Origin of the sequence: Thiohalophilus sp., from assembly GCF_046483665.1 — a bacterium.
Lineage (GTDB): Bacteria > Pseudomonadota > Gammaproteobacteria > UBA6429 > Thiohalophilaceae > Thiohalophilus.
Genome location: NZ_JAWOCR010000035.1, coordinates 1 through 26,403 on the forward strand (window position 1 = coordinate 1; position 26,403 = coordinate 26,403).

Annotated in this window: 24 protein-coding genes; 11 read left to right on the forward strand and 13 right to left on the reverse strand. The window is 57.7% G+C overall.

The features are described from left to right. The 3 genes from R6U90_RS07695 to pdhA all read right to left on the reverse strand — a co-directional run. A partial coding sequence (locus R6U90_RS07695) for a 2-oxo acid dehydrogenase subunit E2 (RefSeq protein WP_410352088.1) occupies positions 1-1,958 on the reverse strand: 1,958 nt, incomplete at its 3' end. Positions 1,959-2,034: 76 nt separating this feature from the next. After that, positions 2,035-3,015, reverse strand: a complete 981-nt coding sequence (locus tag R6U90_RS07700; protein WP_410352089.1) for an alpha-ketoacid dehydrogenase subunit beta — start codon at positions 3,013-3,015, stop codon at positions 2,035-2,037. A 14-nt stretch (positions 3,016-3,029) separates the two neighbouring features. Continuing rightward, positions 3,030-4,040: a pyruvate dehydrogenase (acetyl-transferring) E1 component subunit alpha gene (gene pdhA, locus R6U90_RS07705; protein WP_410352090.1), complete on the reverse strand. Its 1,011-nt coding sequence runs from the start codon at positions 4,038-4,040 to the stop codon at positions 3,030-3,032. A gap of 254 nt (positions 4,041-4,294) precedes the next feature. Here pdhA and R6U90_RS07710 point away from each other — a divergent pair, with 254 nt between their 5' ends. The 5 genes from R6U90_RS07710 (at position 4,295) to pyrC (ending at position 9,072) form a co-directional block, all read left to right on the forward strand. Continuing rightward, entirely contained in the window at positions 4,295-4,684 is a 390-nt protein-coding gene (locus R6U90_RS07710; RefSeq protein WP_410352091.1) for a hypothetical protein, read from the forward strand. Between the two features lie 12 nt (positions 4,685-4,696). Then, complete coding sequence (locus tag R6U90_RS07715) at positions 4,697-6,079, forward strand: class II fumarate hydratase (RefSeq protein WP_410352092.1); 1,383 nt, start codon at positions 4,697-4,699, stop codon at positions 6,077-6,079. Between the two features lie 277 nt (positions 6,080-6,356). Further along, entirely contained in the window at positions 6,357-6,932 is a 576-nt protein-coding gene (locus R6U90_RS07720) for a DNA-3-methyladenine glycosylase I (RefSeq protein ID WP_410352093.1), read from the forward strand. 3 nt (positions 6,933-6,935) lie between these two features. Continuing rightward, on the forward strand, positions 6,936-7,907 hold the full coding sequence (locus R6U90_RS07725; protein ID WP_410352094.1) for an HPP family protein: 972 nt from the start codon (positions 6,936-6,938) through the stop codon (positions 7,905-7,907). Positions 7,908-8,037: 130 nt separating this feature from the next. Then, positions 8,038-9,072 carry a dihydroorotase gene (pyrC, locus tag R6U90_RS07730; RefSeq protein WP_410352095.1) on the forward strand — a complete coding sequence of 345 codons (1,035 nt, stop codon included), beginning with the start codon at positions 8,038-8,040 and terminating at the stop codon, positions 9,070-9,072. 180 nt (positions 9,073-9,252) lie between these two features. Here pyrC and R6U90_RS07735 read toward each other — a convergent pair whose 3' ends face one another. Beyond that, positions 9,253-10,131 carry a TraB/GumN family protein gene (locus R6U90_RS07735; RefSeq protein WP_410352096.1) on the reverse strand — a complete coding sequence of 293 codons (879 nt, stop codon included), beginning with the start codon at positions 10,129-10,131 and terminating at the stop codon, positions 9,253-9,255. An 89-nt stretch (positions 10,132-10,220) separates the two neighbouring features. Here R6U90_RS07735 and rnt point away from each other — a divergent pair, with 89 nt between their 5' ends. Then, positions 10,221-10,829 (forward strand): ribonuclease T, encoded by a 609-nt coding sequence (gene rnt / locus R6U90_RS07740; RefSeq protein WP_410352097.1) that lies wholly within the window; start codon positions 10,221-10,223, stop codon positions 10,827-10,829. Positions 10,830-11,049: 220 nt separating this feature from the next. Here the strand turns inward: rnt and R6U90_RS07745 are convergent, their stop codons facing one another. From R6U90_RS07745 to R6U90_RS07775, 7 genes are all read right to left on the reverse strand, one after another. Then, a complete protein-coding gene (locus tag R6U90_RS07745; protein WP_410352098.1) occupies positions 11,050-12,402 on the reverse strand; it encodes a sensor histidine kinase in 1,353 nt (450 codons plus the stop codon). Further along, on the reverse strand, positions 12,399-13,055 hold the full coding sequence (locus R6U90_RS07750) for a response regulator transcription factor (RefSeq protein WP_410352099.1): 657 nt from the start codon (positions 13,053-13,055) through the stop codon (positions 12,399-12,401). Before R6U90_RS07750 ends, R6U90_RS07745 begins: the two co-directional genes overlap by 4 nt. Positions 13,056-13,058: 3 nt before the next feature. After that, positions 13,059-13,397, reverse strand: coding sequence for a PepSY domain-containing protein (locus R6U90_RS07755; RefSeq protein ID WP_410352100.1), 339 nt, complete (start codon positions 13,395-13,397; stop codon positions 13,059-13,061). 17 nt (positions 13,398-13,414) lie between these two features. Then, entirely contained in the window at positions 13,415-13,993 is a 579-nt protein-coding gene (locus tag R6U90_RS07760) for a cytochrome b/b6 domain-containing protein (protein ID WP_410352101.1), read from the reverse strand. Positions 13,994-14,297: 304 nt separating this feature from the next. After that, on the reverse strand, positions 14,298-14,612 hold the full coding sequence (grxD, locus tag R6U90_RS07765; protein WP_410352102.1) for a Grx4 family monothiol glutaredoxin: 315 nt from the start codon (positions 14,610-14,612) through the stop codon (positions 14,298-14,300). Positions 14,613-14,767: 155 nt separating this feature from the next. Beyond that, positions 14,768-16,573, reverse strand: coding sequence for an N-acetylglutaminylglutamine amidotransferase (locus tag R6U90_RS07770; RefSeq protein WP_410352103.1), 1,806 nt, complete (start codon positions 16,571-16,573; stop codon positions 14,768-14,770). Between the two features lie 501 nt (positions 16,574-17,074). Beyond that, a complete protein-coding gene (locus R6U90_RS07775) occupies positions 17,075-18,673 on the reverse strand; it encodes a hydantoinase B/oxoprolinase family protein (protein WP_410352104.1) in 1,599 nt (532 codons plus the stop codon). A gap of 177 nt (positions 18,674-18,850) precedes the next feature. Between R6U90_RS07775 and R6U90_RS07780 the strand changes: the two genes are divergently transcribed. The 4 genes from R6U90_RS07780 (at position 18,851) to R6U90_RS07795 (ending at position 22,720) form a co-directional block, all read left to right on the forward strand. Beyond that, positions 18,851-19,450: a urate hydroxylase PuuD gene (locus R6U90_RS07780; protein ID WP_410352105.1), complete on the forward strand. Its 600-nt coding sequence runs from the start codon at positions 18,851-18,853 to the stop codon at positions 19,448-19,450. Positions 19,451-19,767: 317 nt separating this feature from the next. Continuing rightward, a complete protein-coding gene (locus R6U90_RS07785) occupies positions 19,768-20,940 on the forward strand; it encodes an acetylornithine transaminase (RefSeq protein WP_410352106.1) in 1,173 nt (390 codons plus the stop codon). Between the two features lie 26 nt (positions 20,941-20,966). Beyond that, the gene (gene argF, locus R6U90_RS07790; protein ID WP_410352107.1) at positions 20,967-21,896 is read left to right on the forward strand and encodes an ornithine carbamoyltransferase; all 930 of its coding nucleotides are present in this window, start codon (positions 20,967-20,969) and stop codon (positions 21,894-21,896) included. Between the two features lie 236 nt (positions 21,897-22,132). Next, positions 22,133-22,720, forward strand: coding sequence for a tetratricopeptide repeat protein (locus R6U90_RS07795; protein WP_410352108.1), 588 nt, complete (start codon positions 22,133-22,135; stop codon positions 22,718-22,720). A 548-nt stretch (positions 22,721-23,268) separates the two neighbouring features. Here R6U90_RS07795 and R6U90_RS07800 read toward each other — a convergent pair. Further along, positions 23,269-24,243 carry a porin gene (locus tag R6U90_RS07800; RefSeq protein ID WP_410352109.1) on the reverse strand — a complete coding sequence of 325 codons (975 nt, stop codon included), beginning with the start codon at positions 24,241-24,243 and terminating at the stop codon, positions 23,269-23,271. A 218-nt stretch (positions 24,244-24,461) separates the two neighbouring features. On the opposite strand from R6U90_RS07800, the gene R6U90_RS07805 reads away from it, so the two are divergent. Next, entirely contained in the window at positions 24,462-25,508 is a 1,047-nt protein-coding gene (locus tag R6U90_RS07805) for an ABC transporter ATP-binding protein (protein ID WP_410352110.1), read from the forward strand. 159 nt (positions 25,509-25,667) lie between these two features. Here R6U90_RS07805 and phoU read toward each other — a convergent pair whose 3' ends face one another. Then, complete coding sequence (gene phoU, locus R6U90_RS07810; RefSeq protein WP_410352111.1) at positions 25,668-26,378, reverse strand: phosphate signaling complex protein PhoU; 711 nt, start codon at positions 26,376-26,378, stop codon at positions 25,668-25,670. Positions 26,379-26,403: the final 25 nt, after the last annotated feature.

Sequence of the window (26,403 nt, forward strand, 5' to 3'; positions counted from 1 at the left end):
CCCTTGTCGGTGTTGAGCGCCATCTTGCCGCGCTCTTCGAGCACGCCGCGGCGGTGTTTTTCCAGATCCTTCCAGACCAGCTCGGCACTGTTGGTCCCCTTGATGCCGAGCAGCTTGTCATGCGCTCTGTCTCTGATTCTGTCGGCGGCGGCGCGCCACGCCTTGGACGGGATGCAGCCGCGCCACAGGCATTCGCCGCCGGGGAACGGCGAGTCGTTGATCATGGCGACCTTGTAGCCATGTTCTTTGAGATCCCGGGCGCAGTCCTCGCCGCCGGGGCCGCCGCCGATGACGACCACGTCGTAGTCCCAGTCGCCTTCGGGTAATTTAAAGCTCGGCTCACTGGCCTGATCACTTTTGGGGGCAGCCATGCCCATGGCCGAGGTACCGGCCGCCGGCGCGGCGGCGGCATCCAGCCAGGTCGGGTTCTCGACCAGCTCCTTGAAGGTGCCGAGGAACTTGGCGGCGTCGGCGCCGTTGACGATACGATGGTCGGCGGTGATGGTCACCGGCATGCCCTGCGGGCCGACGGTGGCAATGGCGAAGATCGCCGAGGTGCCCGGCGAGGGAATCGCGTCGAACTGGCTGACCCCCAGCATCCCCATGTTGGAGATGGTGAAGGTCGGGTTGGAGTATTCATCCGGCTTGAGGCGACGGGCGCGGGCGCGATCCACCAGGTCTTTCCAGCCGGCGGCCAGATCGGCCACCTCGCGGTTGCCGGCATCGCGCAGCACCGGCACCACCAGGCCCATGCCGTCGGTTTCCACCGCCAGGCCGACGTCGATCTGCTCGCGCTCGACGATGCGATCTTCATGCTGGTAGACGGCATTGACCACCGGGTGCTTGTCGATGGCCAGCGCGGCGGCCTTGGCCAGGGTCACGGTCAGCGAGAAGCCCTTGGCCTTGGAAGCGGTCTTCAGCGCCGAGGGATCGATGTGGCTGGTGACGCGGAACAGCGGCATGGAGAGCGAGTACTCCATGTTGTGCGCCACGGCCTTTTCCATCGCCGTCATCGGCCGACCTTCGCCCGGCACCTGGTAGATGCGCTGGGTGGTGGACTTCTGGATGTTGCTGTTCAGTACGTCGGCGGCAACGATGGCGCCACCCGGGCCGCTGCCCGGCACGCTGTTGAGATCGATCCCGTGGGCGCCGGCCAGCTGGCGGGCGTACGGGGTGGCGTTCTTGTTGCTCGGCCGCGGCGCCGGGGTGGCGCCGTGCGGCTGGGCGGCGATACGGGTCTTGGGCTTGGCGGTGCCGTGCGGCTCGGACTTGGGTTTGGCCGCGGCGGCTTCGGCCGGGGCGCTGCTGCTAGCGGATTTGGTGCTGTCGAGCACCTGGGCGGCGTCGCTCACCAGGTAGGCGATGGCCTCGCCCACCGGGATGGTGGCATCGGTCTCGGCCATGGGGCCGGAGAGATACCCCTCGCGGAACACTTCCACGTCCATGATCGCCTTGTCGGTCTCGACCTGGGCGACGATATCGCCGCGCTCGATCTTGTCACCGAGGTTCTTCTCCCAGCTGACCATGACGCCCTCGGTCATGGTGTCGGAGAGCTGGGGCATCTTGATGGTATAGGCGTCCTCGGCCGGAGCCTGTTCGGCGGGTTGGGCCGGTTCGGATTCGGCAGCAGCTTCGGCGGGCTGGGCCGGTTCACCGCTGTCACTGCCGGCGGCGGCCGCGACCGGGGCTTCGCCCTCGCTCTGGACTTCGTCGGCGCTGGCGACCAGGTAACCCATCGCCTCGCCCACCGGGATGGTGGCGTCCACCGGCTGCAGCGGCCCGGAGAGATACCCCTCGCGGAACACTTCCACGTCCATGATCGCCTTGTCGGTCTCGACCGTGGCGACGATATCGCCGCGCTCGATCTTGTCGCCGATGTTTTTCTCCCAGCTGACCACCACGCCTTCGGTCATGGTGTCGGAGAGCTGGGGCATTTTTATAATATAAGGTTCAGCCATGATTTTCCGTATTCTTTAAGCTGTGGGCCGGCCCACCGGGCCGGCCGACCGCCGGGTCGCGACCCGGCCTACATTTTTAGATCTTGCCCAGAGCCTTGAGGGCGCCGTGGTAGACGTCGTCGGCACTGGGGATCGCGGCTTTTTCCAGCTTGGCGTTGTACGGCACCGGGACGTCGGCGGCATGGACACGCACGGGCTGGGAATCGAGGGCGAAGAAGCAGTCCTCGATGATGCCGGTGATGATCTCCGAACCGACGCCGACCGGGGCCTCGTCTTCCTCGGCCACGACCACGCGGTGGGTCTTCTCCACCGAGGTGCGGATGGTCTCGCGATCGATCGGCTTGAGCGCGCGCAGGTCCACGACCTCGGCGCTGACGCCGTCGGCTTCCAGGCGTTTGGCCGCTTCCAGGCACAGGTGCACGCTGAAGTTGTAACCGATCAGGGTGATGTCGGTGCCTTCGCGCACGACCTCGGCGCCTTCCAGCGGGCGGAAGTACTCCTCGTCGGGAATCTCTTCCTTGAGGTTATACATCTGCTCGTGCTCGATGATGATCACCGGGTCGTTGGAGCGAATCGCGGACTTGAGCATGCCGTAGGCGTCCAGCGGACCGCGCGGGGTGACCACGCGCAGGCCGGAGGTAGACATGAACATGCGCGCCAGGCGGGCCGAGTGCTGGGCCGCCAGCTGATGGGCGGTCCCGCCCGGGGTGCGCATCACGATCGGGCACTGCAGCTGGCCGCCGGACATGTAGCGGATTTTCGCCGCGGCGTTGATCAGGGTATCCAGCGCCAGCAGCGCAAAGTTGATGGACATGATCTCGATGACCGGACGCATGCCGACCATGGAGGCACCGATGCCGATCCCGGTGTAGGAGTTCTCGGAAATGGGGGTATCGATGATGCGCTGCGGACCGTACTTGTCGTACAGGCCGGAGGTGGCCTTGTAGGTACCACCAACGACGCCGATGTCCTCGCCCATGGCGATCACCATCGGATCGTTCGCCATCTCTTCATCGTGGGCCCGGCGGATCGCTTCCCAATATGCCGTTTCTGCCATTGTTGTAAATCCTCTTATTTATGCAGTGGCCCGACCCAGCGCGGATCCGGGTTATCGTCCAGTACGTATTTGTTCAGATCCTCGACCTTCGGCTCCGGACTCTCTTCGGCGAACTTGATGATGTCGTTTTCGATTTCGTCACCGATCTCCTTGTCCCATTGCTTGAGGTCGTCCTTGCTGACCAGCCCGGCTTCGATCAGGCGATCGCCATACAGGCGAATCGGATCGCGCTCCATCCATACTTCTTCCTCGTCCTTGGTGCGATAGCCCTTGGCGTCGGACATGGAGTGGCCGCGATAGCGGTAGGTCATGAATTCAATGAAATAGGGTTTCTGTTCCTTGCGCACGTAATCGATCGCCTCTTTGGAGGCTTCCATCACGGTGTCGATGTCCATGCCGTCGTGCTGGCTGGCCTTCATGTCATAGGCGCAGACACGCTTGTACTGATCGCGCACGGCGGTGGAACGATCGATGTGGGTACCGATGGCGTACAGGTTGTTCTCGCACACGAACAGCACCGGCAGTTCCCAGACCGAGGCCATGTTCAGGGTCTCGTGGAAAGTGCCCTGGTTGTTGGCGCCGTCACCCAGAAAACAGATGGCGATCTGGCCGCTGCCCTTGTGCTTGGCGCCCATCGCCAGGCCGGCGGCCAGCGGAAACGGCTGACCCACCAGGGCGTAACCGCCCATGAAATTCTGGCTGGCATCGAAAATATGCATGGAGCCGCCGCGCCCCTTGGAGGAACCGGTCTCCTTGCCATAGAGTTCCGCCATGACTTCGCGCGGTTGCGCGCCGGTCTTGATGGCGTGAATATGATCGCGATAGCCGGTGATGACGTAATCGTTTTCCTGGCCCTTGCCGACATTGGCCATCTCCAGGACTCCTGTGGCCACCGCTTCCTGGCCGGAGTAGAGATGCAAAAAGCCACCGACCTTGCGTTCCATATAGGCTTCGAACGTGCGATCCTCGAAGCGGCGGAAAAACATCATTTCCCGCAGCAGGCGTTTTTTGTCCGCGTCTTTCATAGGGATCCTTGTCTTATTTTGCAGCTAAATGAAGATGTTACGGGTATTGTACCCCATCCCCCTAATTCAAAGCCGCGTATGATCGACGTTTTAACTGACAAGGTCAAGAAAAATCCCCCTGACAGGCGGATTACAAAAGTACAATTATCCTTTAAAATCAGCAACTAAAATTCAAAACTGTGGACCGGTTGGCCTCCCGCAACGGAATGGCCCCCGCCGACAGACACTTACACGTCAGACAATCGGGTTTTAGCATGTCTCAGGAACAAGCGATCTATCAGTGGCTCGACAACATGAGCAAGTCCGTGGCCACGCAGGATCTGGAAAAACATATGTCCCTGGTCTCGCCCCATGTCCGGGTCTACGGGGTGCCCGGCCATGAGACGATCGACTACGACGGCTGGCGCCAGCGGCGCAAAAACGAATTCGAGCACGACCTGCTCACCCGCCTTAATTATAAAGTGGTTAGAATCAAGACCCAGGCCCTGCGCCGGGTCGCTTTCCAGGTGGAAGAGACCCTGTCCGCCCGCAACGGCAAAGCGGTGGTGTTGAACAAGGACATCATGCTGGAGCTGGAGGCGGATGAGAAATGGCGCGTCGTGGAAGAAAAAATCCGCGACTGGGAAGTTCGTGAATCAGCCTGATCAGGAAATCATATGAGCCAAGAGTACCGAACCGAAAAAGACAGCCTGGGTGAACTGCGCGTCCCGGCCGAGGCCCTGTACGGCGCGCAAACCCAGCGCGCGGTGGATAACTTCCCGGTCAGCGGCCTGCCCCTGCCGCGCGCGTTTATCCGTGCCCTGGGCCTGGTCAAGCACGCCTGCGCCGGGGCCAACCGGCAACTGGGTCTGCTGGACAACGCCCGGGCCGAAGCCATTCAGCAAGCCGCCCTGCGGGTCGCCGCGGGTGAATTCGATGAACATTTCCCCATCGATGTCTTTCAGACCGGTTCGGGCACCAGTACCAACATGAACGCCAACGAGGTGGTCGCACACCTGGCCTGCGATGACAACCTGAGTGTGCACCCCAACGATCACGTCAACATGAGTCAGAGTTCCAACGATGTGATTCCCACGGCCCTGCAGGTCAGTGCCGCGCTGGAAATTCACGAGCAACTGTTGCCGGCGTTACAGCATCTGACAAAAATTCTCGACCACAAGGGCAATGAACTCAAGGGCGTGGTCAAGACCGGCCGCACCCACCTGATGGATGCCATGCCCATCACCCTGCAACAGGAACTCAATGCCTGGCGCGATCAGATTCGCGATGGCATCGCGCGTCTGCAAAACAGTCTGCCCCGCCTGCAGGCCCTGCCGCAGGGCGGTACCGCAGTGGGCACCGGGATTAACGCCCACATCGATTTCGGTCCGGCGGTCGCCACTGAATTGAAAAATCAGACTACCGTCGACTTCAGCGCCCAGGCCAACCCGTTTGTCGGGCTGGCCAGTCAGGACACGGCGGTGGAAGTCAGCGGCCAGCTCAAGACCGTCGCCGTCAGTATCATGAAGATCGCCAACGACCTGCGCTGGATGAACAGCGGCCCGCTGGCCGGGCTGGGCGAGATCGAACTACCCGCCCTGCAACCGGGCAGCTCCATCATGCCGGGTAAGATCAACCCGGTGATTCCCGAGTCCGCCGCCATGGTCAGCGCCCAGGTGATCGGCAACGACACCACCATCACCGTCGCCGGCCAGTCCGGAAACTTCCAGCTGAATGTCATGCTCCCGGTGATTGCCTACAACCTGCTGCAAAGCATTCAGCTACTGGGCAACAGCGCCCGCCTGCTGGCCGATCGCGCCATTGCCGGCTTCAAGGTCAACGAGGCCGCCATCAAGGCCGCGCTGGATCGTAACCCGATCCTGGTCACCGCCCTGAATCCGGTCATTGGTTACGAAAAAGGCGCGGCGATCGCCAAACGCGCCTATGCCGAAAACCGCCCGGTGATCGAGGTGGCCATGGAGATGACCGATCTCAGTGAAGATGAATTGAAAAAACTGCTGGACCCGGCGGCCCTGACCCGCGGCGGCATCCACGATTAGGGCTCTGGCGAGTCGGCACGATTTTTTCAGTTGAATTTTATCCTCTCGCAGAGACGCAGAGCCCGCAAAGTCAGTTTGATAATACTCTGCGCCTTCGCGTCTCTGCGAGAGTTTACTTGGTTTAAATAGTCGCCTCTCGCAGAGGTGCAGAGCCCGTAAAGTCAGATAGCGACAGAAGGCCCATTTAACTGGCAAAAGTCAGTTTGATAATACTCTGCGTCTTGGCGTCTCTGCGAGATTTTTTAATCTTGAAGATTAATCACTATGGAACAACACCATGCCACACCGCTGCGGCTGGGCCGGGCCCGATCAAATCTACCTCGATTATCACGATTACGAATGGGGTGTGCCGGTTTACGATGACCGGCTGCTGTTCGAGTTTTTAATTCTTGAAGGCGCCCAGGCGGGACTGAGCTGGATCACCATTTTGAAAAAACGCGAGGCCTATCGCGATGCTTTCCACAATTTTGACGCGGAAAAGATCGCTCGCTTCTCACGCACCAGAATAGACAAATTACTGAACAACCCTGCTATCGTTCGCAACCGGTTAAAAATTGAATCAACCATCAGCAACGCGCGGGCTTTTCTTCAGCTGCGTGAACAACAGGGCCGCTTTTGCGATTATATCTGGCAGTTTGTTGACGGGCAGCCGATACAGAACAAGTGGAAAAGCGATGCCCAGGTACCGGCATCGACCCAACAATCGGAAGCCATGAGCCGGGATCTCAAACAGCGCGGTTTTCGGTTTGTGGGGCCAACGATCTGTTATGCCTACATGCAGGCCGTTGGTATGGTCAACGATCACCTCACCACCTGCTTTCGTCATACACAGGTGGCCAAGTTGGGAAAATAAACAATGAACGTTAGAGAATTTTTCGGTTTTTCTCTGGACCAGGTCAGTCACGCCGAACGGATTGCCTCAACAGTCGGCGGGTTTGCCGGGATCTTCATGATCATGGCGATTACCTACGGGTTCACCGGTGTGGAAGGCTCGGTGTTGATCGTCCCCTCCATGGGCGCCTCGGCCGTGCTGCTGTTCGCGGTTCCCCACGGCAAGTTGTCGCAACCATGGTCACTACTTGGCGGGCATGCGGTTTCCGCGATCATTGGCGTGGCCTGTTACCAGCTGGTGCCCGACACCTTTGTTGCCGCCGCCCTGGCCGTCGGTCTGGCGATCGGGGCCATGCATTATCTTTCCTGCATCCATCCTCCCGGTGGCGCGACCGCCCTGGCGGCTGTCATCGGTGGCGATGCGGTCCATTCACTGGGCTACGGTTATATCCTGATGCCAATCATGCTCAATACGCTGGTAATCTTTGCGGTGGCCATTATTTTCAACTATTTCTTCCCGTGGCGACGCTATCCTGCCAGCCTGATGAAATCTTTTTCAAAAGGCGGTCCGACACAACCACAGAAAGATAATATCCCGACTCTGGCCCGGGACGATATCGATTACGCGATCCGTAAAATGGATATGCTGGTGGATATTAACGCCGATGACCTGAAACGCCTTTATTCACTGGCCTCTGAATATTCACAAAGCAAATGCCTTCGACCGGAAGATATCAGGCTCGATCACTTTTACAGTAATGGACAACACGGCAACCAGTGGCAGATACGCCACATTATCGATGAATCTCCGCATGAGGATCCTGCCCGCGATAAGGTCATTTACAAGATTGTCGCCGGCCAGGGCCGTTATAATACCGGCGCCTGTACTCGCGAAGAGTTTGCTGTCTGGGCGCGCTTCGAAGTCGAGCAGCAGGGCGACGACTGGATTCGTCCCGGCGGGACCATCGAACCGGGACCGGGCTCCAGGCAAAACTGAAGCGATCGCCAGCCGAAATGCCCGCGCCCTGAACTGCCCTTCACCGTGAAGAGCGGGGAACAAAGGTTAATCCACCGATCGCCGTACTGCCAATCTGGCACCTGACTCTGATAAGCGGCATAATATCCCAATGGATCAACTTACCCTTACCCGCCCGGACGACTGGCACCTGCATGTGCGCGACGGTGATGTACTACAGGACGTGCTGGGCGATACCGCCCGGCGCTTTGCCCGCGCAATCATCATGCCCAATCTCAAACCTCCGGTCACCACGGTCGAACAGGCCCTGGCCTATCGGCAACGGATTATGGCTGCGCTGCCAGAGGGCTCCCCGTTCAATCCATTGATGACGTTGTACCTCACCGATGACACCACGCCGGAAGAAATTCACAAAGCCGCCGGGCATCCGGATGTCTATGCCGTCAAGCTCTATCCCGCCGGCGCTACAACCAACTCGGCGGCGGGCGTGACTGCCATCGAGAAGACCTATAACGCCATCGAAGCGATGGCCGAAAGCGGTTTGCCATTACTGATTCACGGGGAAGCCACCGAACCGGACATCGACATCTTCGACCGTGAAGCAGTGTATATCGATCGTACCCTGCGCCCGTTACTCGAACGGTTCCCGACACTCAGGGTCGTGCTGGAACACATCACCACCCGCCAGGCCGCCGAGTTCATACATGCCGCTCCCGCCAACCTGGGCGCTACCATCACCCCGCATCACCTGCTGATGAACCGCAATGCCATGTTCCGCGGCGGCATGAACCCGCACCACTTTTGCCTGCCGATCCTCAAGCGGGAGCAACATCGCCAGGCACTGCTCAAGGCGGCGATCAGTGACACAGGCAAATTTTTTCTCGGCACCGACAGCGCGCCACATCCGCGTCATGCCAAGGAATCGGCCTGTGGCTGTGCCGGTATCTATTCAGCGCATGCCGCGCTGGAACTGTATGCCGAAGCCTTCGATGAAGCGGGCGCACTGGACAAGCTGGAAAGCTTTGCCAGCCATTACGGCGCCGATTTTTACGGCCTGCCCCGCAATACCGATCGCATCACCCTGATCCGGGAAGAGTGGACCGTGACGAGCAGCATGAAATTTGGCGAAGAAGAATTGATCCCGCTGCGCGCCGGGGAAGTTGTTCACTGGCGAATAAAAGATTAGTGCTGAGTACTTAGTTCTAAGTTCTAAGTTCTAAGTACTAGGCTCTGCCTTTACCTGTGGGAGCGGGCTTCGACCTCGACTTCACCATCGCCCAACATCGCGCCCGTGGGGCGCTCCCACCAACCGGTGAAAACAGGGACAGAATGCTGAGTACTAAGAACTAAGAACTAAGTACTGCCTTTAATAGATGGCTTTGACCCGATACCCCTGCGCTTCCAGCATGCGTAACAGTCCGACGTCGCCGGGCAGATGCAGGGCGCCGACGGCGATAAAAGCGTTACCTTTTTTCAATTTCACCTGCATAGTCTCAAGCATGTTGCGATTCCGTTGCTCGATCAGGCTGTCATTGACCAGGGCGCTGACATCCTTGCCTGATTTTTCCAGTTCCCTTTCGCTGAACTCGAGCAACTCGTCAAGATCGCGTGCCAGGTAAACCTGCAGCATCTCCTCGACCATATGTTCCAGGTTACTGTGTTCGCGTACAGCGACCCGCAACAGGCTGATCTGGGTCGTCAATGGTGTGTTGTCAAACAGCTCGATGACTTCTTCGGGAGTTTCCAGGCCACACAGTTCCTTATCCTGTTCCTGCGCGGTTTGGTACAACAGATAATCGAGAAACATACCTGATTCGGGTTTGGGCACACTTAGCAGTAATCCGGCCGCCCAGGGTTTGAGCATGGGCACCATCTGCGCCGGAATGCCGTAATGCCCGATCAAAGCCCGGGTTTTTTCATACAGTTCAGGTTCGATCTGCTCGTCCAGTTTCTGGCCGTCGAGATACATCATTCCCTGACTCATCCGGATCTGCGTGGTTGCGTCCATTTTCATTTCGGCACAAAAGATTTTTGACTGGTCAAACGTCTTTTGTATCGGATCGGGCAAGCGAGTTACCCGGGGATCCTCGCTATGAATGGTACCGAGCAGATAGCTCGTCTGGCCCGATTCAGGGATCACTTCCCACAAAATGCCCTGTTGTTCCGTTGCCTGCGCGACACAAAGCGTTAACAACAGCAATCCCGCGGTAATAATACGCGAGACTCCGAAATAGTCCTGTTTCATGAAAACCCCGTCCCTTCTCTTTCCCGGATGCAACAGACCTGTGATAATACGCACCGCCGCCGTTACCCTGCAATGTTCAAGGCTGACCGATGTCTCATATTTCCAAACGTTTTCGTGGTTTTCTGCCTGTCGTGGTCGATGTGGAAACTGCCGGATTCGATTCTCACAGCCATGCCCTGCTCGAAATCGCTGCCGTGCCAATCATCATGAATCGCGCAGGCCGGGTCAAATCCGCCGAAACCATTGCCTGCCATGTTGAACCCTTTGAAGGCGCACAGCTGGACCCCAGAGCACTGGAGTTCACCGGCATCGATCCTTATCATCCGTTTCGCATGGCAAAACCCGAAGCTGAAGCCCTGGAACTGATTTTTGAGCCCATCGCCGAGATGATCCGGGTTCAGCAATGCAGCCGGGCAATCCTGGTCGGCCATAACCCGTTTTTCGATCTTGGCTTCATCAAGGCGGCGGCCAGCCGCCAGGGTTTCAGGAAAATGCCCTTTCACCAGTTCAGCACCTTCGATACCGCGACCCTGGGCGGACTCGCCTTCGGCCAGACCGTGCTGGCCCGCGCCGCCAAAGCTGCCGGTATCGAATGGGACAACAGCGAAGCCCACTCCGCCGTCTACGACGCCGAGCGCACCGCCGAACTGTTCTGCCACATCATCAACCGCTGGGACGAGATGAACGCGCCGGAATAATATAAAGAGATTTTAACGCAGAGGCGCAAAAGCGCAGAGAACCGCAAAGTTATTTATTATGAAGTTGCAGGGTGGCTCACGCGTTAGCGGAGCCACCTTTTACAGTAAAACCTGTTACGGCCAGGGAATTGCCGGATCCGCTTCGCTTGATCCGGCCTACGGTTTAAGCGGACCAATTAATATATTTCCTTTGTGCCCTCTGCGCCTTTGCGCCTATGCGTTATGCTCTTTCTGTCTCACTCGAAGGCAGTGAAATTGAAACCCGCAAACCACCGAGCTGTTCGCTGTGATCCAGTTGCAGGCTGCCGTGGTAGCTTTCGACGATTTGTTTGACGATGGACAGGCCGATGCCATGGCCGCTGACGGTTTCGTCCTGGCGCTGGCCGCGTTGCAGCAGGGTAGTAGCCTGATGCGGCTCGATGCCGGGGCCATCGTCCTCGATGGTAATACACAGCCGCTCATTCTGTTCGAAGGAAAACGCCAGACGAATACAGCTGTTTGCCCATTTCCAGGCATTGTCCAGCAGGTTACCCAGCAGTTCGGTGGCGTCCCCCTTCTCCAGGGGCAGCAGCACATCGCCTGCGTTGTGTACTTCGGGCACGATGGTTTTGTCGTGATACAACCGCTGTAGCGTATCGAGTAGCGGGTCTAAATCCTGTTGCAGATGAAACCGTTTATGACTGCGCCGGTCACCGGCCAGGCGGGCCCGTTTGAGTTCGCTGTCGACTCGCTGGCGGATTTGCCGGATCTGCCGTAATACCGGCTCATGGCGTTGTTGTTCTGATTCATCGAGGGATTCATACCATTGATGGATCAGCGCCAGGGGAGTTTTGATGGCATGCGCCACGTCGCCCATGGCATGGCGCGAACGCTCCAGGCGTTGTTGCTGACGTTGCAGCAGCCGGTTAACTTCCCTGACCAGCGGTAATACTTCGGCGGGAACATGTTCGGGCAGCTGGTTGACCTGCCCCGATTCGAGTTGACCTATAGCCTGTTGCGCCTGTCGGACCGGTCGCATGACAAAATGGATAATCGTAGTTTGCGCCGCAAGCAAAACGATAATAATCAGCAGAATCGCCGCACCGAACTGTTTCTGGAATCCGTCGATCTGCACGGCGATGTGCGAAACATCCTCGGCCGTGACAATCAGCAGCTCCTGACCCTGTTTTGCATAACGCTGCTGGCGAACCAGCAGGGTCTGGTTGCGTGGACCGCGCTGATGGCTGATTAGCTCATTGCTTGCTGTACCGTTCTTTGGAACATTTAACGTTTCATCCCACAACGACCGGGAATAACGTGTGTTGTTAGCGGATTGAATAATGAAATAGTGGCCGGAGAAAGGTCGATGATAGATATTCTGGATTTTCTGCTCATCCAGTCGCAGTGTCCCGTCGGCATCGAAATCGGTCGCCACCAGCAGGCTTTCGGCATCGTGTGCCAGCCGGGTCTGAATATACTCGCCAGTGATCTTTTCCACCGCGATACCGATCAGCGTCCACAGCACGACGGCCAGCACAATGATGGTCACCAGCAGACCGAGGTTGAGATTGGCGCGCAGGGAACGGAATATCATGGCGCGAAAATGTAGCCCTGCCCACGTCGGGTCTGGATGATGTCCTTGCCCAGACGATCCCGCAAACGACGGACATACACTTCGATGACATTGCTGTCCCGATCCGTGTCCATTTCATACACATGTTCGGTGAGTCGGGCTTTGGACAGCACCTTGCCCGGGTTGAGCATGAAATAACGCAACAAGCGATATTCGGTGCCGGTCAACTGAAAGCTTTGCTCGCCGTTACTGACAGACTGGGTCTCTTCATTCAATACCCACTCCCCGCCCTGCAGACTTCCGCCCGCCGGTTGATAGCGACGGCGGATCAACGCCTGAATCCGGGCCAGTAACTCTTCGCTATGAAACGGCTTGGCCAGGTAATCATCCGCTCCGGTCTGCAGACCGGTCACTTTGTCCTGCCAGCTGTCCCGCGCGGTCAGGATCAACACCGGGGTGGTAATCTTTGCCTCACGCCAGTTTTGCAATACCTCCAGGCCGCTGCGTTCCGGTAGTCCCAGATCCAGGATGATGGTGTCGTACTCAAACTCCCGACCCAGGTATTCGCCCTCTATCCCATCGTGGGCCAGGTCGACGACATAACCGGCATCGACCAGCTTCGCCTTAAGCGAAGCGGCCAGTTCCGTTTCGTCCTCGACCAGTAGCAGTCGCAAGTTTCAGTCCTCTTCCTCGGTTTTCAGAATCTTGCCACTGGCGGCATCCACTTCCAGTTCAATGACCCGGTCATTGTCGGTCAGAATCTCCAGCTCATAGATATAACTGCCGTGTTCGCGCTCCAGTTCGGTCTCGATAACCTGGCCGGGATAGTCCTTTTCAACCCGCTGCAAGATTTCCTGCAGGGAAAGGATTTTTCCCTGCTGACGCAATTCCCGCGCCTCCCGGTAATCCAGTTTATCATCCGCTCGGGCGGAGTCCATCACGGCGATTCCCTGGCTGGCAAGCAGGCCGATACCGCCGGCCGCTAAAATAACAAACAGTCCTGCTTTGTAACGCATCATCATCTCCTTCTCTATTAATCGACGTGTAATGATTTTTTGCCGGTGAACATCGCCCGTACCAGGTTCTCCCGATGTAGCAGACTTTCCAGCAATACCCCCGCCACATGGAACACCACCAGTAACAGGGTGAAGTTGGCGAAAAACTCATGAACATCTTCGACCACTTCCCGGCTCGCGGATTCATGTGCGATCCACCCTGCCAGCGGCCCGGCGCCCTCTTCCACGGCATAGGTAGCCAGCCCGCTCAGCGTGGTCACCAGCAGGGCGATCAGCATCAGCACAATCATGGCACCACCGGCGGGGTTGTGGCCCAGGTAACGTTTGGGCCGCAACAGGAACACCTCTTTGAGATACTGTTTGATCTCAACGGGGTGTTTGACAAAATCACGGAAGCGGGCATGACGCGTGCCGACCAGCCCCCAGATCAGGCGCAGGCCGATCAACAGCAAAATGCTATAACCGGCGAAGGTATGCACCGCCAGCCATTCATCCTCGCTACTGAGATAGGCAAGCATAAAGCTCAGCACCAGCGCCCAGTGAAAAAATCGCACAAAAACGTCCCAGACACGGACTTCTTTCTCTGTATTCATCATAGCCACCTCCTGACTCTGGGAACACAGTCTGGGAGGTCAAGCTGAAATCAGGCTGAAAAATAATAAATAGATTATCTAAATAAACGCGGAGGTCGCGGAGGCGCGGAGAAAAGAATTGAGTTAATTGTTTGGTAAAAATTTAGTAGAAGCCTTGAGTTATCCTGTTCTAATGGTCGGCTGATGAATAATCATGATAAGTACTCCGCGCCTCCGCGGCCTCCGCGTTGTTTCCCAGAGCATAGAAAAATGAAACAAAAAACCCGGCCTGGGCCGGGTTTTGGGTCGTGCGAAAGAGGCTTGCCGTTTACTCGACGGCTTCGCCCACCATCTTCTGCAAGTCACCTTTCTGGTACATTTCCAGGGTGATGTCGCAACCGCCGATCAGTTCGCCGTTGATGTAGATCTGCGGGAAAGTCGGCCAGTTCTGGTATTTGGGCAGGTTTTCCATAATTTCGGGATCGGTCAGGATGTTGACGTGAGCGAATTCCTTGCCGCATTCCATCAGTGCCTGCGCCGCCCGGCTGGAGAAGCCGCACTGGGGCATGGTGGGAGTGCCTTTCATAAAGATCACAACCGGGTTCTTTTTGACAATGTCGTCGATTCGTTCCAATGCATCCATTTACTCGCACCTCGATATTGGTGTTTGTGATCGGCAACGCCGCCCGGGCGTGCCACTAAAATCAGTGTTATCTAATATAACCGGTTTGCCGCGAAAATACCATAGCAAAATACTCTGGTATAAAAGGAACCTGTGTTCTTACAAATGCTGCCGGATCAGACTTTTTTCAAGGGGTCGACGTGGGTCTGAAACCACAGTTCCAGCAGGGCCATATGCCAGAGCTTGCTACCGCGCAGCGCCGTAAAGTGTTGATCCGGCGCGGCCAGCAGCTTGTCCACGTACTCCCGCTGGTAGATTCCCCGTGCCCGGCAGGCGTCGGAATTGACCAGATCCCGCATGAAATCAAGGAATTCACCGCGTACGTATTTGAGTGCCGGCATGGGGAAATACCCCTTGGGCCGATCGATCACCGCATCCGGCACCAGGCCACGGGCGACCCGCTTGAGGATATGCTTGGCCCCCTCGCCCCCCGGGCCGTTACCCAGCTTGAACTCCGGCGGCATCTGCGCGGCCAGTTCCACCAGCTGGTGATCGAGGAACGGCACCCGCGCCTCCAGCCCCCAGGCCATGGTCATGTTGTCTACCCGCTTGACCGGATCGTCGACGATCAGGGTGGTGACATCCATGCGCAGCACCCGGTCGATAAACTCGTCGGCGCCAGGCTCACCCAGCAGGTCGGCAATCACCTGACCGGTGACATCCGCGCCGCGATAGGGTTCGGTCACCATCTCGTTGAATTCGCTGTGCGGGCGATCGAAGTAATAGCGGGCAAAGCGTTCCAGGTCCGTGCCTGCGGTATCCTGCTGCATTTGTGAAAACCAGAAATAACCGGCGAACACCTCGTCGGCGCCCTGGCCGCTCTGCACCACCTTGACCTCCTGTGAGACCCGTTCGCCCAGCAGGTAGAAGGCCACCGCATCCTGACCGAACATCGGCTCGGCCATCTGCGCCACCGCCTCGGGCAGGCGTGGCAACACCTCTTCATTGGCAATGTGATATTTCTGGTGCCGGGTCTGGTAGCGCGCCACCACCTGATCCGAGTATTCGAACTCGCTGCCTTTTTCCTCGGGCTGATCCTCGAAGCCGATCGAAAAGGTGCGCAGATCCTTCACCCCCGCCTCGGCCAGCAACGCGACCAGCAAACTGGAGTCCAGCCCGCCGGAGAGCAACACCCCGACCGGGACATCGGCCACATCCAGTCGCTTGCGCACGGCATCGCGCAGGGCATCGTGAATCGCTTCGGTCCATTCGGCTTCGCTTTTCGGCTGCGCCGGACGCTGGGCTTTTAAATGCCAGTAACGACGTTCACGCGGTGCCTGGTCGCGGGCGAAAGTGACAGAGGTGCCGGGCACCAGCTTGCGCACGCCCTTTAAAATAGTATGTGGCGCCGGCACCACGCCGTGCAGGGTGAACTGGTGATGCAGCGCCACCGGGTCCACCTCCGTATCCACGCCGCCGACTGCCAGAATCGCCGGCAGGTTCGAGGCAAACAACAAGCGGTGATTATCCAGCGAATAATAGAGTGGCTTGATGCCCATGCGATCGCGGGCGAGAAACAATGTCTGTTTATTCAAATCCCAGATGGCAAAGGCAAACATGCCGTGCAGATGTTCGGGACAGCGTTCGCCCCATTTGTGATACGCCTTGAGGATCACTTCCGAATCGCCGTCGGAGTTGAACGAATAGCCTTCGCGGATAAACTCGGCGCGCAGCTCGCGATAGTTATAAATGGCACCGTTGAACACCAGCACCAGCCCAAGCGACTCGTCCACCAGCGGCTGGTTGGAACGTTCGGAAAGATCGATGATCGCCAGCCGCCGGTGGCCCAGCGCGATCGGATCCTTCGACCAGCTGTTCTCAAAATCCGGCCCGCGCCGCGCCAGCGCCGGCAGCATCCGTTTTACCGAATCCAGTTCCGCCTGTTTACCGTCGAGTCTTAATTCACCGCAGATGCCACACATGTAAAAACAGGTCCGAGTTACGAGGGACGAGTGACGAGGAAACCCATCACTCATCCTTCAAGATTTGAATTAAATTACTTTGTCATAAATGTTCTGAAAAATACTGCAACAGCCTTGTAGGTCACGCTGGCGTTAGCCTGCGTGATAACATCCCTGCCGATACGGAGAATGTCAGGTAGCGCTGCGCGCAACCTGACCTACATCTGCATCTTACCATTCCTCAACGTTTCAAAAAGCTTGTTATTCTTCGTGTCTTCGTGACTTGGTGGTTAATATTTTTCCTCGTCCCTCAGAAACAGGTCCGAGTAACGAGGGACGAGTGACGAGGAAACACCACGTTCTCGTCCCTATTAAATTCAATATTTTTGTATCAGAGATAACTTCCAAAGACCATCTGCCAGAATAGCAGGCTGTCCCTGCTGCTCACACATGAGCAGGAAATCCAAAGCTCGTGGATGTAGAAAACGATTTGTTTTCCTTCGTGTCTTCGCGTCTTCGTGGTTAATGCTTTTCCTCGTCCCTCGTCACTCGTCCCTCGTCACTGGCGGCGGGTTTGCCAAAACCGCCGCCACCGGGTGTTTCGATGCTCAACACATCCCCAGCCTTAACATCGAGACGCACCTTACCGGGCAACGGATCGCCGTTGAGACGGTTGACGCCCGGCTGCCCCGGCTCGCCGCCCGCCAGCCCCCAGGGCGCATGGGTGCGCCGTTCGGTTAATAGCGTGACCGAGGCGGGGGCGAGGAATTCGAATTCGCGGATCAGGCCGTCGCCGCCACGGCGCGCACCCGCGCCGCCGGAGTCGGTACGCAGGGCATAGCGACGCAGACGCAGGGGATAGTTGGATTCGAGGACTTCCAGCGGGGTATTGCGCGTGTTGGTCATGTGCGTCTGGATGCCGGACAGGCCGCCGCCATGACGTCCCGCGCCCATCCCGCCACCGATAGTCTCGTAATAGTCCCAGCCGGGGGTTCCTGGCTCGCCGGCATGGCCCCCCGCATATCCCATGGCCAGATTGTTCATACTGCCATGGCTGGCGGCGGGGATCCGCTGCGGCAAGGCTTCAGCCAGAGCGCCCATGACCACATCCACGATGCGGCTGCTGGTCTCGACATTGCCGGCGGCCACGGCGGCCGGGCGCCGGGCATTGACCAGACAGCCCTCGGGCGCCTCGAGCTTGATGGGACGAAAACTCCCGGCGCAGGCCGGGGTCTGTGGCGGCATCAGGCAACGAAACACGTAATAGACCGCGGCGGCGGCCACCGACAGGGGGCAATTCACATTCCCCGGTGTCTGCAATGCGGTGTCGGCAAAGTCGACCGTGACACTCCCGTTATGCACCTGCAATGTCACAGCGATGGCCAGATCAGTATGGCCGAGTCCGTCATCGTCCAGATAATCGACAAACCGGTATTCGCCGTCGGGGATCACCCGCAGGGCCTCGCTGGCAAGGCGCTCGGCATACTCGTTCAGCTCGACGAGCCCGCGGGTAAACGCCGTCGGCCCCAGGGCCTCGACCCGTTCGGCGAGCCGCGCCAGGCCGGCGCGATTGGCGCTCATCTGGGCGGCAAAATCGCCCCGCCCGGTCGTGCCGCTGCGTACCTGGCGCAGGATATTTTCCAGGAACGGGCTATCCAGCTGCCCCGCCCTGACCAGTTTGGTCGGGGCCAGAACCAGTCCCTCCTCCTCCAGGGAGCCGGAAATCGGCATGGAGCCGGGCGACTCGGCCCCGATATCGGCATGGTGCGCACGGTTGGCGACAAAGGCCAGCAGCTCATCTGCCACGAACAGGGGGGCAATGACGGTGACATCGGGCAGATGGGTGCCGCCCAGATAGGGATCATTGACGATCACCATATCGCCCGGTTGCCAGTCGATCTGCCGCACAATATCCGCCATGGCATAGGCCATGCTGCCCAGGTGTACCGGAATATGCGCTGCCTGCGCGCATAACTGTCCGCGGGCATCAAAAATGGCACAGGAGAAATCGAGCCGATCGCGAATATTGGGTGAAAAAGCCGCACGCTGCAGCACAGCGCCCATTTCATCACTGACCGCATCGAGTCGGCTGGCAAAAATACTCAGGTCGACAGCATCCATGAAACACACTACTCTACTTCGCGAGCGAACGATTGTAGCACCCACCGCGGTGTTTGAACCCGCCGCGGGTTCAAACAGGGGTGACCATCAGCGAAATACTATAGTAAAATACTCAAATTAAGCTCCACAGAACAATCTAACTAACAAACCTAAACCTACAGAGGGGAAAAAACCATTATGAATCCACTCAAGTCAATTACCGGCACGATCGTCTCCGGCATCGTCCTGGCGATCATCATCATTTTTGTGATGGGTCGTGAAGGCGCCATCAACCCGTGGTATTTCTGGGTCTGGGTCCATGTCCTGGTGGGCATTACCTGGATTGGTCTGCTCTACTACTTCAACTTTGTTCAGGTGCCGGCCCAGGCCGCTGCCACGGCGGACTCTGACGGTCCCGGACCGGCGGCCATCGGCAAGTATGTCGCTCCGCGCGCGCTGCTGTGGTTCCGCTGGGCGGCTGTTGCCACCTGGATCACCGGTGCACTGGCCCTGGAAGCGATGCATACCGCCGACGGTTCCGGCTTTGTCGCGGCCTTCACCTTCCAGGAAGGTTATCAGGCGATCGGCATGGGCGCCTGGCTGGGCACCATCATGCTGTTCAACGTCTGGGTCCTGATCTGGCCGAACCAGAAGAAAGTGCTGGGTATGGTCGAGGCTTCCGACGCAGAAAAGGGCAAGGCCAAGACCATCGCCCTGATGGCCTCGCGCACCAACACCCTGCTGTCGATCCCGATGGTACTGGGCATGATTGCTCACGGGCACGGGTTGCCGTTCTAAAAACACAGGGACGAGGGACGAGTTACGAGGGACGAGGAAAACAAACCCCGCGACCCCGCTAACTTTTCCCCTGTTTCCTGACAGAACGTGTCAGCCAAACAAAACGGCCCGATTGTCTCCGACAACCGGGCCGTTTTTATTTAATCCAGCCCCCTGGCAAACCCACCTCGTCACTCGTCCCTCGTCCCTCGGCCCTCCCGAAGGCAAGGGTTTTATTTGACTTCGGGGAGCGGAGGGCTAGAATTAACGGTTTTCCGGCAGTCCGGCAGGGCTGCCGTTTTATTTTCCTGAACCGGTAAATTAGCGGAACCTGAAAAATGGCCGATCATTTGATGCACAATTATGCGCCGCTGCCTGTCGCCTTTGTCCGGGGTGAAGGGGCGTGGCTGTGGGATGCCGACGACAGGCGTTATCTGGACGCCCTGAGCGGTGTCGCAGTCTGCGGTCTGGGGCACGCCCATCCGGCGCTCGCCGAAGCCATTGCCGAACAGGCCCACACGCTGGTGCATACCTCTAACTGGTATCACATCGCCAGACAGGAACAACTGGCCGCGCGCCTGACCGCGATTGCCGGGATGGACAACGCCTTTTTCTGCAATTCCGGCGCCGAGGCCAATGAGGCGGCGATCAAGCTGGCGCGGCTTCACGGCCGGCAAAAACAGATCGACACGCCAACGATCGTAGTGATGGACGGCAGCTTTCACGGTCGTACCATGGCTACCCTGAGCGCGACTGGCAACCCAAAGGTTCAGGCCGGCTTTGAGCCGCTGGTGCCCGGCTTTGTGCATGTGCCCTATAACGACGTGAGAGCGATCGAACAGCTGGCCGCACAGCGGGATGACATCGTGGCGATCATGGTCGAGCCGATCACCGGAGAAGGCGGGATACGTATCCCCGCCGAGGACTACCTGCCACAGTTGCGCCGCCTGTGCGATACGCACGACTGGCTGCTGATCGTCGATGAGATCCAGACCGGCATGGCCCGCACTGGCCAGTGGTTCGCGTTTCAACACAGTGATATTCAGCCGGATGTCATAACCCTGGCCAAGGGGCTGGGCAACGGGGTGCCCATCGGTGCCTGTCTGGCCCGGGGGCGGGCCGCCGGTTTGTTCCAGCCCGGTCAGCACGGCAGTACCTACGGCGGCAACCCGCTGGTCTGTGCTGCGGCCCTCGCGGTGATCGAGACCATCGAACACGAACATCTGGGCGCACGGGCCGGCTGGCTGGGGCAGTACATGCTGAACCGGCTGTACGAATTACTGGCGCAAACGCCGGGCGTCGTCGAATGCCGGGGCAAGGGACTGATGCTGGCGGTGGAACTGGACCGACCCTGCGGGGAACTGATGCAACAGGCTCTGGAACGGGGATTGTTGATCAATGTCACCGCCGGCAACGTGGTGCGCCTGCTGCCGCCGCTGATACTCAGCGATGAAGAAGCCGAACAGATTATCAATGGCGTGAGTGAACTGATTACAGGCTTTCTGGCCTGACACCCCGCCACAAGAGGAAAAGCACGATGGTGAAACACTTTTTGACCCTGCTGGATATTGAAGGCCATGTGCTCGATCAGATCATCGATCGGGCTATCGAACTCAAACAGATGCAGCACCGCGGTGCCGTGTACGAACCACTGAAGAACAAGGTGCTGGGGATGATCTTCGATAAATCCTCCACCCGCACCCGCGTCTCGTTCGAAACCGGCATGGCCCAGTTCGGCGGCCACGCAATCTTTTTGTCGCCACGCGACACCCAGCTCGGTCGTGGTGAGCCGGTGGAAGACAGCGCCCGGGTGCTGTCGCGCATGGTGGATATCATCATGCTCCGCACCTATGCCCACGACACCGTGCAGCGTTTTGCCGAATTCTCGCAGGTCCCGGTGATCAATGCGCTAACCGATCTCTATCATCCCTGCCAGCTGCTGGCCGACATGCAGACCTTCCGCGAGCATCGCGGCGCCATCCGGGGCAAAACCGTCGCCTGGATTGGTGATGGCAACAACATGTGCCATTCCTATATCAATGCCGCGCGCCAGTTCGATTTTCAGCTGCAGATCGCCACCCCCGCCGGGTACGAGCCGGATCCCGAGATCGTTGCCGCCGCGGGGGATCGCATCACCCTCAGCAACGACCCGAAAGCCGCCGCCCGGGGCGTGGATCTGATTACCACGGATGTCTGGGCCAGCATGGGCCAGGAAGAAGAACAGGAACTGCGCAAGCAACAGTTCGAGGCCTTCCAGGTCAACAGCCAGCTGATGTCGCTGGCCAACAAGGATGCCATTTTCATGCATTGTCTGCCGGCCCATCGCGGCGAGGAAGTCACTGCCGAGATCATGGACAGCCCGCACAGCGTGGTCTGGGAAGAAGCGGAAAACCGCCTGCACAGCCAGAAAGCCCTGCTCGAACACCTGCTGGCCGTGCCGACCGAGCTGGAACCGCAGTTGCGTTAAGTTTGAAGCATTTATTAACTGCACTGGAAATAATGCAGAGGACGCAAAGGCGCGGAGAACGCAAAGTAGCATTATTTACATGAAAAGCTATGCAGGGTGCGTTCTACGCACCATTACCTCCACGAAATGGAAGATATTGATTTCTCTGTGACCTCTGCGTCCTCTGTGGTGAAATATTATAAAGTTCCCCCTTTCAAGGGTCGCTATAAAAAGTGTCTGTATCAAGGAGGCGGTGCATGCGGTTATTGTCTATTCGATTTCTTCTTCCCTGTTTGCTTGGCCTGTTTGTTTCTGTGGCCAGCGCCGGGCCGCTGGAGGAGGGTCGGCAGGCCTACGAGGCGAGCAATTACGAACAGGCTCGTAAACTGTGGGAGCCCCTGGCGGCAAAGAACGATCCCGACGCGCTGTTTAACATTGGCCTGCTGTATATGCAGGGCAAGGGCGTCAAACAGGATGCGCGTACCGCCATGGAGTGGTTTAAACAGGCCGCGCAATACGGCAGTGTCGATGCGGCCTACAACCTGGGCATGCTGTATGCCGACGGTCGTGGCGTTTACCCCAGTCCCAAAGACGCAATCTACTGGTGGCGACAGGCGGCCGAAGTGGGGCATGCCGAATCACAGTACAATCTCGGCGTCATGCTCGCCTATGGCCGCGGCACGACCCGCCAGCTCAGCGAAGCCCTCACCTGGTGGGAAGCTGCCGCCCGGCAGGGCAATGCCAACGCCATCCGCGCCCTGGCCATGACGTACGAACAGGGCATGTTCGACATCGCCCCCGACCCCGAGCAGGCGCAGCAGTGGCGGCAATTGCTGGGAGATTAAGCAAGCACCTGGTTTGAGGTAAATACAGGGTACTCAAGCCGCTGTTGGTATTTCCTGTCCTAATTATACTCTCGCAGAGACGCGAAGCCCGCCAAGGGATGAGTGATATCAATTTCTCTGCGTCTTGGCGTCTCTGCGAGAGGAAGCTTTTCCTTCTATAGCACACCATGCCAACGCAGATATAACCACCGAAACTCTGAGTTCACCGAAGAACACTGAATAACCAATGAATTTAATAATCAGTGGATTCGGTGTTGCAGTTGAAAAACGCTGAACACCCGGATCTCTGCGCGATGTACAGGGATGTACAAGTGTCGCGGGAGGCAGGATGACCTGAGCAACGCGAAAAATGCTGAATGAAACCCGATGGGGTTCTACAGTGAGCCGAGAGAGACCCTCTGCGTTCTTCTCTTTTATGAAAAACAGGCACAAAAAAAACCCTGACACTCTCACACGTCAGGGTACTCAAGCACACATAACAACTCTCGGAGCGACGGCAACGTCCCTGTTGCCGACTTTCCGTGCTCTTTTATTCTGTCAATCCGGTTTTAGAATTTCAGAACCAGGCCGGCGCCGAGGAAGGTGTCATCCTTGTCGGTCGTGCTGCCTACTTCTTCTTCCACATTGGAGTACATCACATAACCGCTGGTCTTCTTGTCGAACTTGTGATCGATACCCACGGCCATCAGGGTGCCTTCACGTGCAGTGGTTTCGTTGTCTTCTACCGTGATGTATTGCGCCTTGAAGGAATTTTTGGCACTGATCTTGGTCTTGAAGCTCACACCCAGCCAGTCTTCGTCTTGACCCGTAGTCGTGGCCCCTTCAACACCAGACTGCCACAGCAGACCAACTTGCATGTTGCCCATCTTGTAGGTACCGACCAGACGGGTCAGGCTGTTTTCAGCTGAGCCATCGGTATCATCGTAAGAGTCCTGCGCCAGAGCCACATACAGCGGACCATCACTATAGGCGATAGAAGCAGAGATAGAGTCAGCCGGGCCGTCACCGCCAGTGGTACCATCACCTTCACCCGGGATCAGGGCAATGGCGTACTTGATATTGCCGGACTTGCCCAGATAGGCCAGGACGTTATCCAGACGGTTTTCACCATCCTGGTCACCGGCGTTTTTCAGGTCACCCGAGGTATCGCCAAACAGATCGAATTTACCCTGGGCCATTTTCAGCGGCGTATCATGACGGCCGAAACGGACCTGGCCCCAGCTGCCTTTCAAACCGGCATACATGTTACGACGGTCGAAACCGGCATCGTCACCTTCCTCATAATCAACCTGCCATTCGAACTTGTAGATAGCGGAAAGGCCATTGCCCAGATCGCGGTCACCCTTGACGCCAACGCGCGAGGCATGACTCTGCAGCTGCCAGTTGTCGTTACCGCCAGCAGTGCCATCTTCAACATTGCCATAGGACAGGTGAACCTTGCCATAGACGCTCGGAGCGGCCTGGGCCATCATCGGTACTGCCAGTGAACCCGCTACTGCAAGTGCAATCAATTTCTTATTCATGTCTCTTCCCCAAAAGTTTGTTGTAACAACGCAACACGTGTTGTGTGCAAATGAACGGGGACGAGTTTGTGGTTGATCTCTTACAGTAGCGTTAACAGGAGATGAAGTTTTTATGACGCTTCGGTCGGATTCGCCGCCAACGGTCGCTTAACAGGCTTACTCCACCAGATGAATCTGCTATGATGTGTCCCTGAAATGTTTGAATATCAGGGTGTTACGTGGACCAGCCGCTGCTCGAGCTGAAAAATATCGAATGCCGCCATCGCGGCGTGATTGCCGTTGAAAACCTGAATCTGCATGTCAACCAGGGCGATCTGGTCTGTCTGCTGGGCCCCAGCGGTTGCGGCAAGACTACGGTATTACGGGCCATTGCCGGCTTTCAGCCCCTGCACAGCGGGGAAATCCGGCTACGGGAACAACGCATTTCCTATCCCGGCTACACGCTGGCCCCGGAAAAGCGCCATATCGGCATGGTGTTTCAGGACTATGCCCTGTTCCCGCACATGGATGTCTGCGGCAATATCACCTTTGGTCTGCGAAACCTGGGCAAGTCCGAGTGCCAGCAGCTGGCCAATGAAATGCTCGAAGTGGTCGGCCTCGCCGGCATGGGGAATCGCTATATTCACGAACTGTCCGGCGGCCAGCAACAACGGGTCGCCCTGGCCCGGGCACTGGCGCCGCGCCCCGAGCTGATTCTGATGGATGAGCCGTTCTCCAATCTCGATATTGATATGCGCGAGCGGTTAAGCAACGAGGTACGCCAGATCCTCAAGCAGCAGGGCACCAGCGGCATCCTGGTGACGCACGATCAGCACGAGGCCTTTGCCATGGGCGATCAGATCAGCGTCATGAGCGAAGGCCATATCCTGCAACGGGACACGGCCTATAACCTGTATCACTCCCCGGCCAACCGGTTCGTCGCCGATTTTATCGGTCAGGGGGTCTTTGTTCGGGGAACACTGGTCAGCCCGGAGACAGTCAAAACCACTCTGGGGACGATCAGCGGCGATCGGGCCTATGAGTGGGAGCCCGGCACGGAAGTGGAATTACTCCTGCGTCCGGATGATATCGTCTTTGACCCGGAAGGGTCGTTACAGGGGAAGGTATTGCAACGGGCTTTCAAGGGTGCGGAGATTCTGTATACCCTGCAGCTGCAAGACCAGACCGAAGTCCTCTCCCTGTTCCCAAGCCATCACGATTTTGCCATCGGTGAGCAAGTCACGGTCAGCCTGGCGCTGGATCACATGGTGGTGTTTCCGCTATAAGAAGAGGGGCTAGCTGCTAGGAACTAGTAACTAGATAAACGCGCAAGGGCGTTACACGCCCCTGCTCTGAACCTCTGCCGACTGCTAACTTAGCCCGCAGTTCGCCGGACACCGCTGGCGCTTTGTCCGGCCTACTCCTGTCGACTACTAACTACTAACTTAGCTCTTCCTCGCATCGCGCTCGACCTGTTCCAGGCTAATGTGACGTACATCCTTGCCCTTCACCAGATAAATCACATACTCGCAGATATTGCGGGCGCGATCACCGATACGCTCCAGGGAACGGGCTGACCACATCATGTTGATGACTTCGGGAATGGAGCGGGGATCTTCCATCATGTAGGTCATTAATTCGCGCAGGATACTTTCGTATTGTTTATCGATCTTGAGGTCCTGACGCGCGACATCAATGGCCATGTCCGCATCCATGCGGGCAAAGGTATCCAGCGAGTCATGCAGCATCTTGTGCGCTCGCTCTCCCATATGAATGATGCCGGTAATCATCTTGTTATCACTGCTGGATTCAGCAAAGTGCATCGCCATACGGCCTATTCGCTCGGCTTCGTCACCTATCCGTTCAAGGTCGGTAATGGTCTTGATTACGGCAATCACCAGACGCAGATCGCTCGCTGCTGGCTGACGCTTGGCAATAATCTGGGTACATTCCTCGTCGATCTGAACTTCCAGGGCATTGACTTTGTAATCGCTGGTAATAACGATTTCAGCCAGGGCTTCATCCCGGTCAGTCAGTGCCTTGATAGCATCACCGAGTTGCTGCTCGACAATGCCGCCCATCTGCATAACAAGATTACGGACATCTTCCAGCTCCTCGTCAAACTGATGGGAAATGTGTTCGCCTAATTTATCCATGTCATATCCCTGCTAAATCGTTGCG

What these genes read in the sequence shown, in the direction of transcription:
- R6U90_RS07760 (WP_410352101.1), bottom strand. Translation starts at nt 13,993, where the DNA reads ATGATGAATACAGAGAAAGAAGTCCGTGTCTGGGACGTTTTTGTGCGA.
- pdhA (WP_410352090.1), bottom strand. Translation starts at nt 4,040, where the DNA reads ATGAAAGACGCGGACAAAAAACGCCTGCTGCGGGAAATGATGTTTTTC.
- R6U90_RS07775 (WP_410352104.1), bottom strand. Translation starts at nt 18,673, where the DNA reads ATGGATGCTGTCGACCTGAGTATTTTTGCCAGCCGACTCGATGCGGTC.
- grxD (WP_410352102.1), bottom strand. Translation starts at nt 14,612, where the DNA reads ATGGATGCATTGGAACGAATCGACGACATTGTCAAAAAGAACCCGGTT.
- R6U90_RS07700 (WP_410352089.1), bottom strand. Translation starts at nt 3,015, where the DNA reads ATGGCAGAAACGGCATATTGGGAAGCGATCCGCCGGGCCCACGATGAA.
- R6U90_RS07710 (WP_410352091.1), top strand. Translation starts at nt 4,295, where the DNA reads ATGTCTCAGGAACAAGCGATCTATCAGTGGCTCGACAACATGAGCAAG.
- R6U90_RS07795 (WP_410352108.1), top strand. Translation starts at nt 22,133, where the DNA reads ATGCGGTTATTGTCTATTCGATTTCTTCTTCCCTGTTTGCTTGGCCTG.
- R6U90_RS07735 (WP_410352096.1), bottom strand. Translation starts at nt 10,131, where the DNA reads ATGAAACAGGACTATTTCGGAGTCTCGCGTATTATTACCGCGGGATTG.
- R6U90_RS07800 (WP_410352109.1), bottom strand. Translation starts at nt 24,243, where the DNA reads ATGAATAAGAAATTGATTGCACTTGCAGTAGCGGGTTCACTGGCAGTA.
- R6U90_RS07720 (WP_410352093.1), top strand. Translation starts at nt 6,357, where the DNA reads ATGCCACACCGCTGCGGCTGGGCCGGGCCCGATCAAATCTACCTCGAT.
- R6U90_RS07755 (WP_410352100.1), bottom strand. Translation starts at nt 13,397, where the DNA reads ATGCGTTACAAAGCAGGACTGTTTGTTATTTTAGCGGCCGGCGGTATC.
- R6U90_RS07715 (WP_410352092.1), top strand. Translation starts at nt 4,697, where the DNA reads ATGAGCCAAGAGTACCGAACCGAAAAAGACAGCCTGGGTGAACTGCGC.
- R6U90_RS07785 (WP_410352106.1), top strand. Translation starts at nt 19,768, where the DNA reads ATGGCCGATCATTTGATGCACAATTATGCGCCGCTGCCTGTCGCCTTT.
- argF (WP_410352107.1), top strand. Translation starts at nt 20,967, where the DNA reads ATGGTGAAACACTTTTTGACCCTGCTGGATATTGAAGGCCATGTGCTC.
- pyrC (WP_410352095.1), top strand. Translation starts at nt 8,038, where the DNA reads ATGGATCAACTTACCCTTACCCGCCCGGACGACTGGCACCTGCATGTG.
- phoU (WP_410352111.1), bottom strand. Translation starts at nt 26,378, where the DNA reads ATGGATAAATTAGGCGAACACATTTCCCATCAGTTTGACGAGGAGCTG.
- R6U90_RS07770 (WP_410352103.1), bottom strand. Translation starts at nt 16,573, where the DNA reads ATGTGTGGCATCTGCGGTGAATTAAGACTCGACGGTAAACAGGCGGAA.
- rnt (WP_410352097.1), top strand. Translation starts at nt 10,221, where the DNA reads ATGTCTCATATTTCCAAACGTTTTCGTGGTTTTCTGCCTGTCGTGGTC.
- R6U90_RS07745 (WP_410352098.1), bottom strand. Translation starts at nt 12,402, where the DNA reads ATGATATTCCGTTCCCTGCGCGCCAATCTCAACCTCGGTCTGCTGGTG.
- R6U90_RS07780 (WP_410352105.1), top strand. Translation starts at nt 18,851, where the DNA reads ATGAATCCACTCAAGTCAATTACCGGCACGATCGTCTCCGGCATCGTC.
- R6U90_RS07725 (WP_410352094.1), top strand. Translation starts at nt 6,936, where the DNA reads ATGAACGTTAGAGAATTTTTCGGTTTTTCTCTGGACCAGGTCAGTCAC.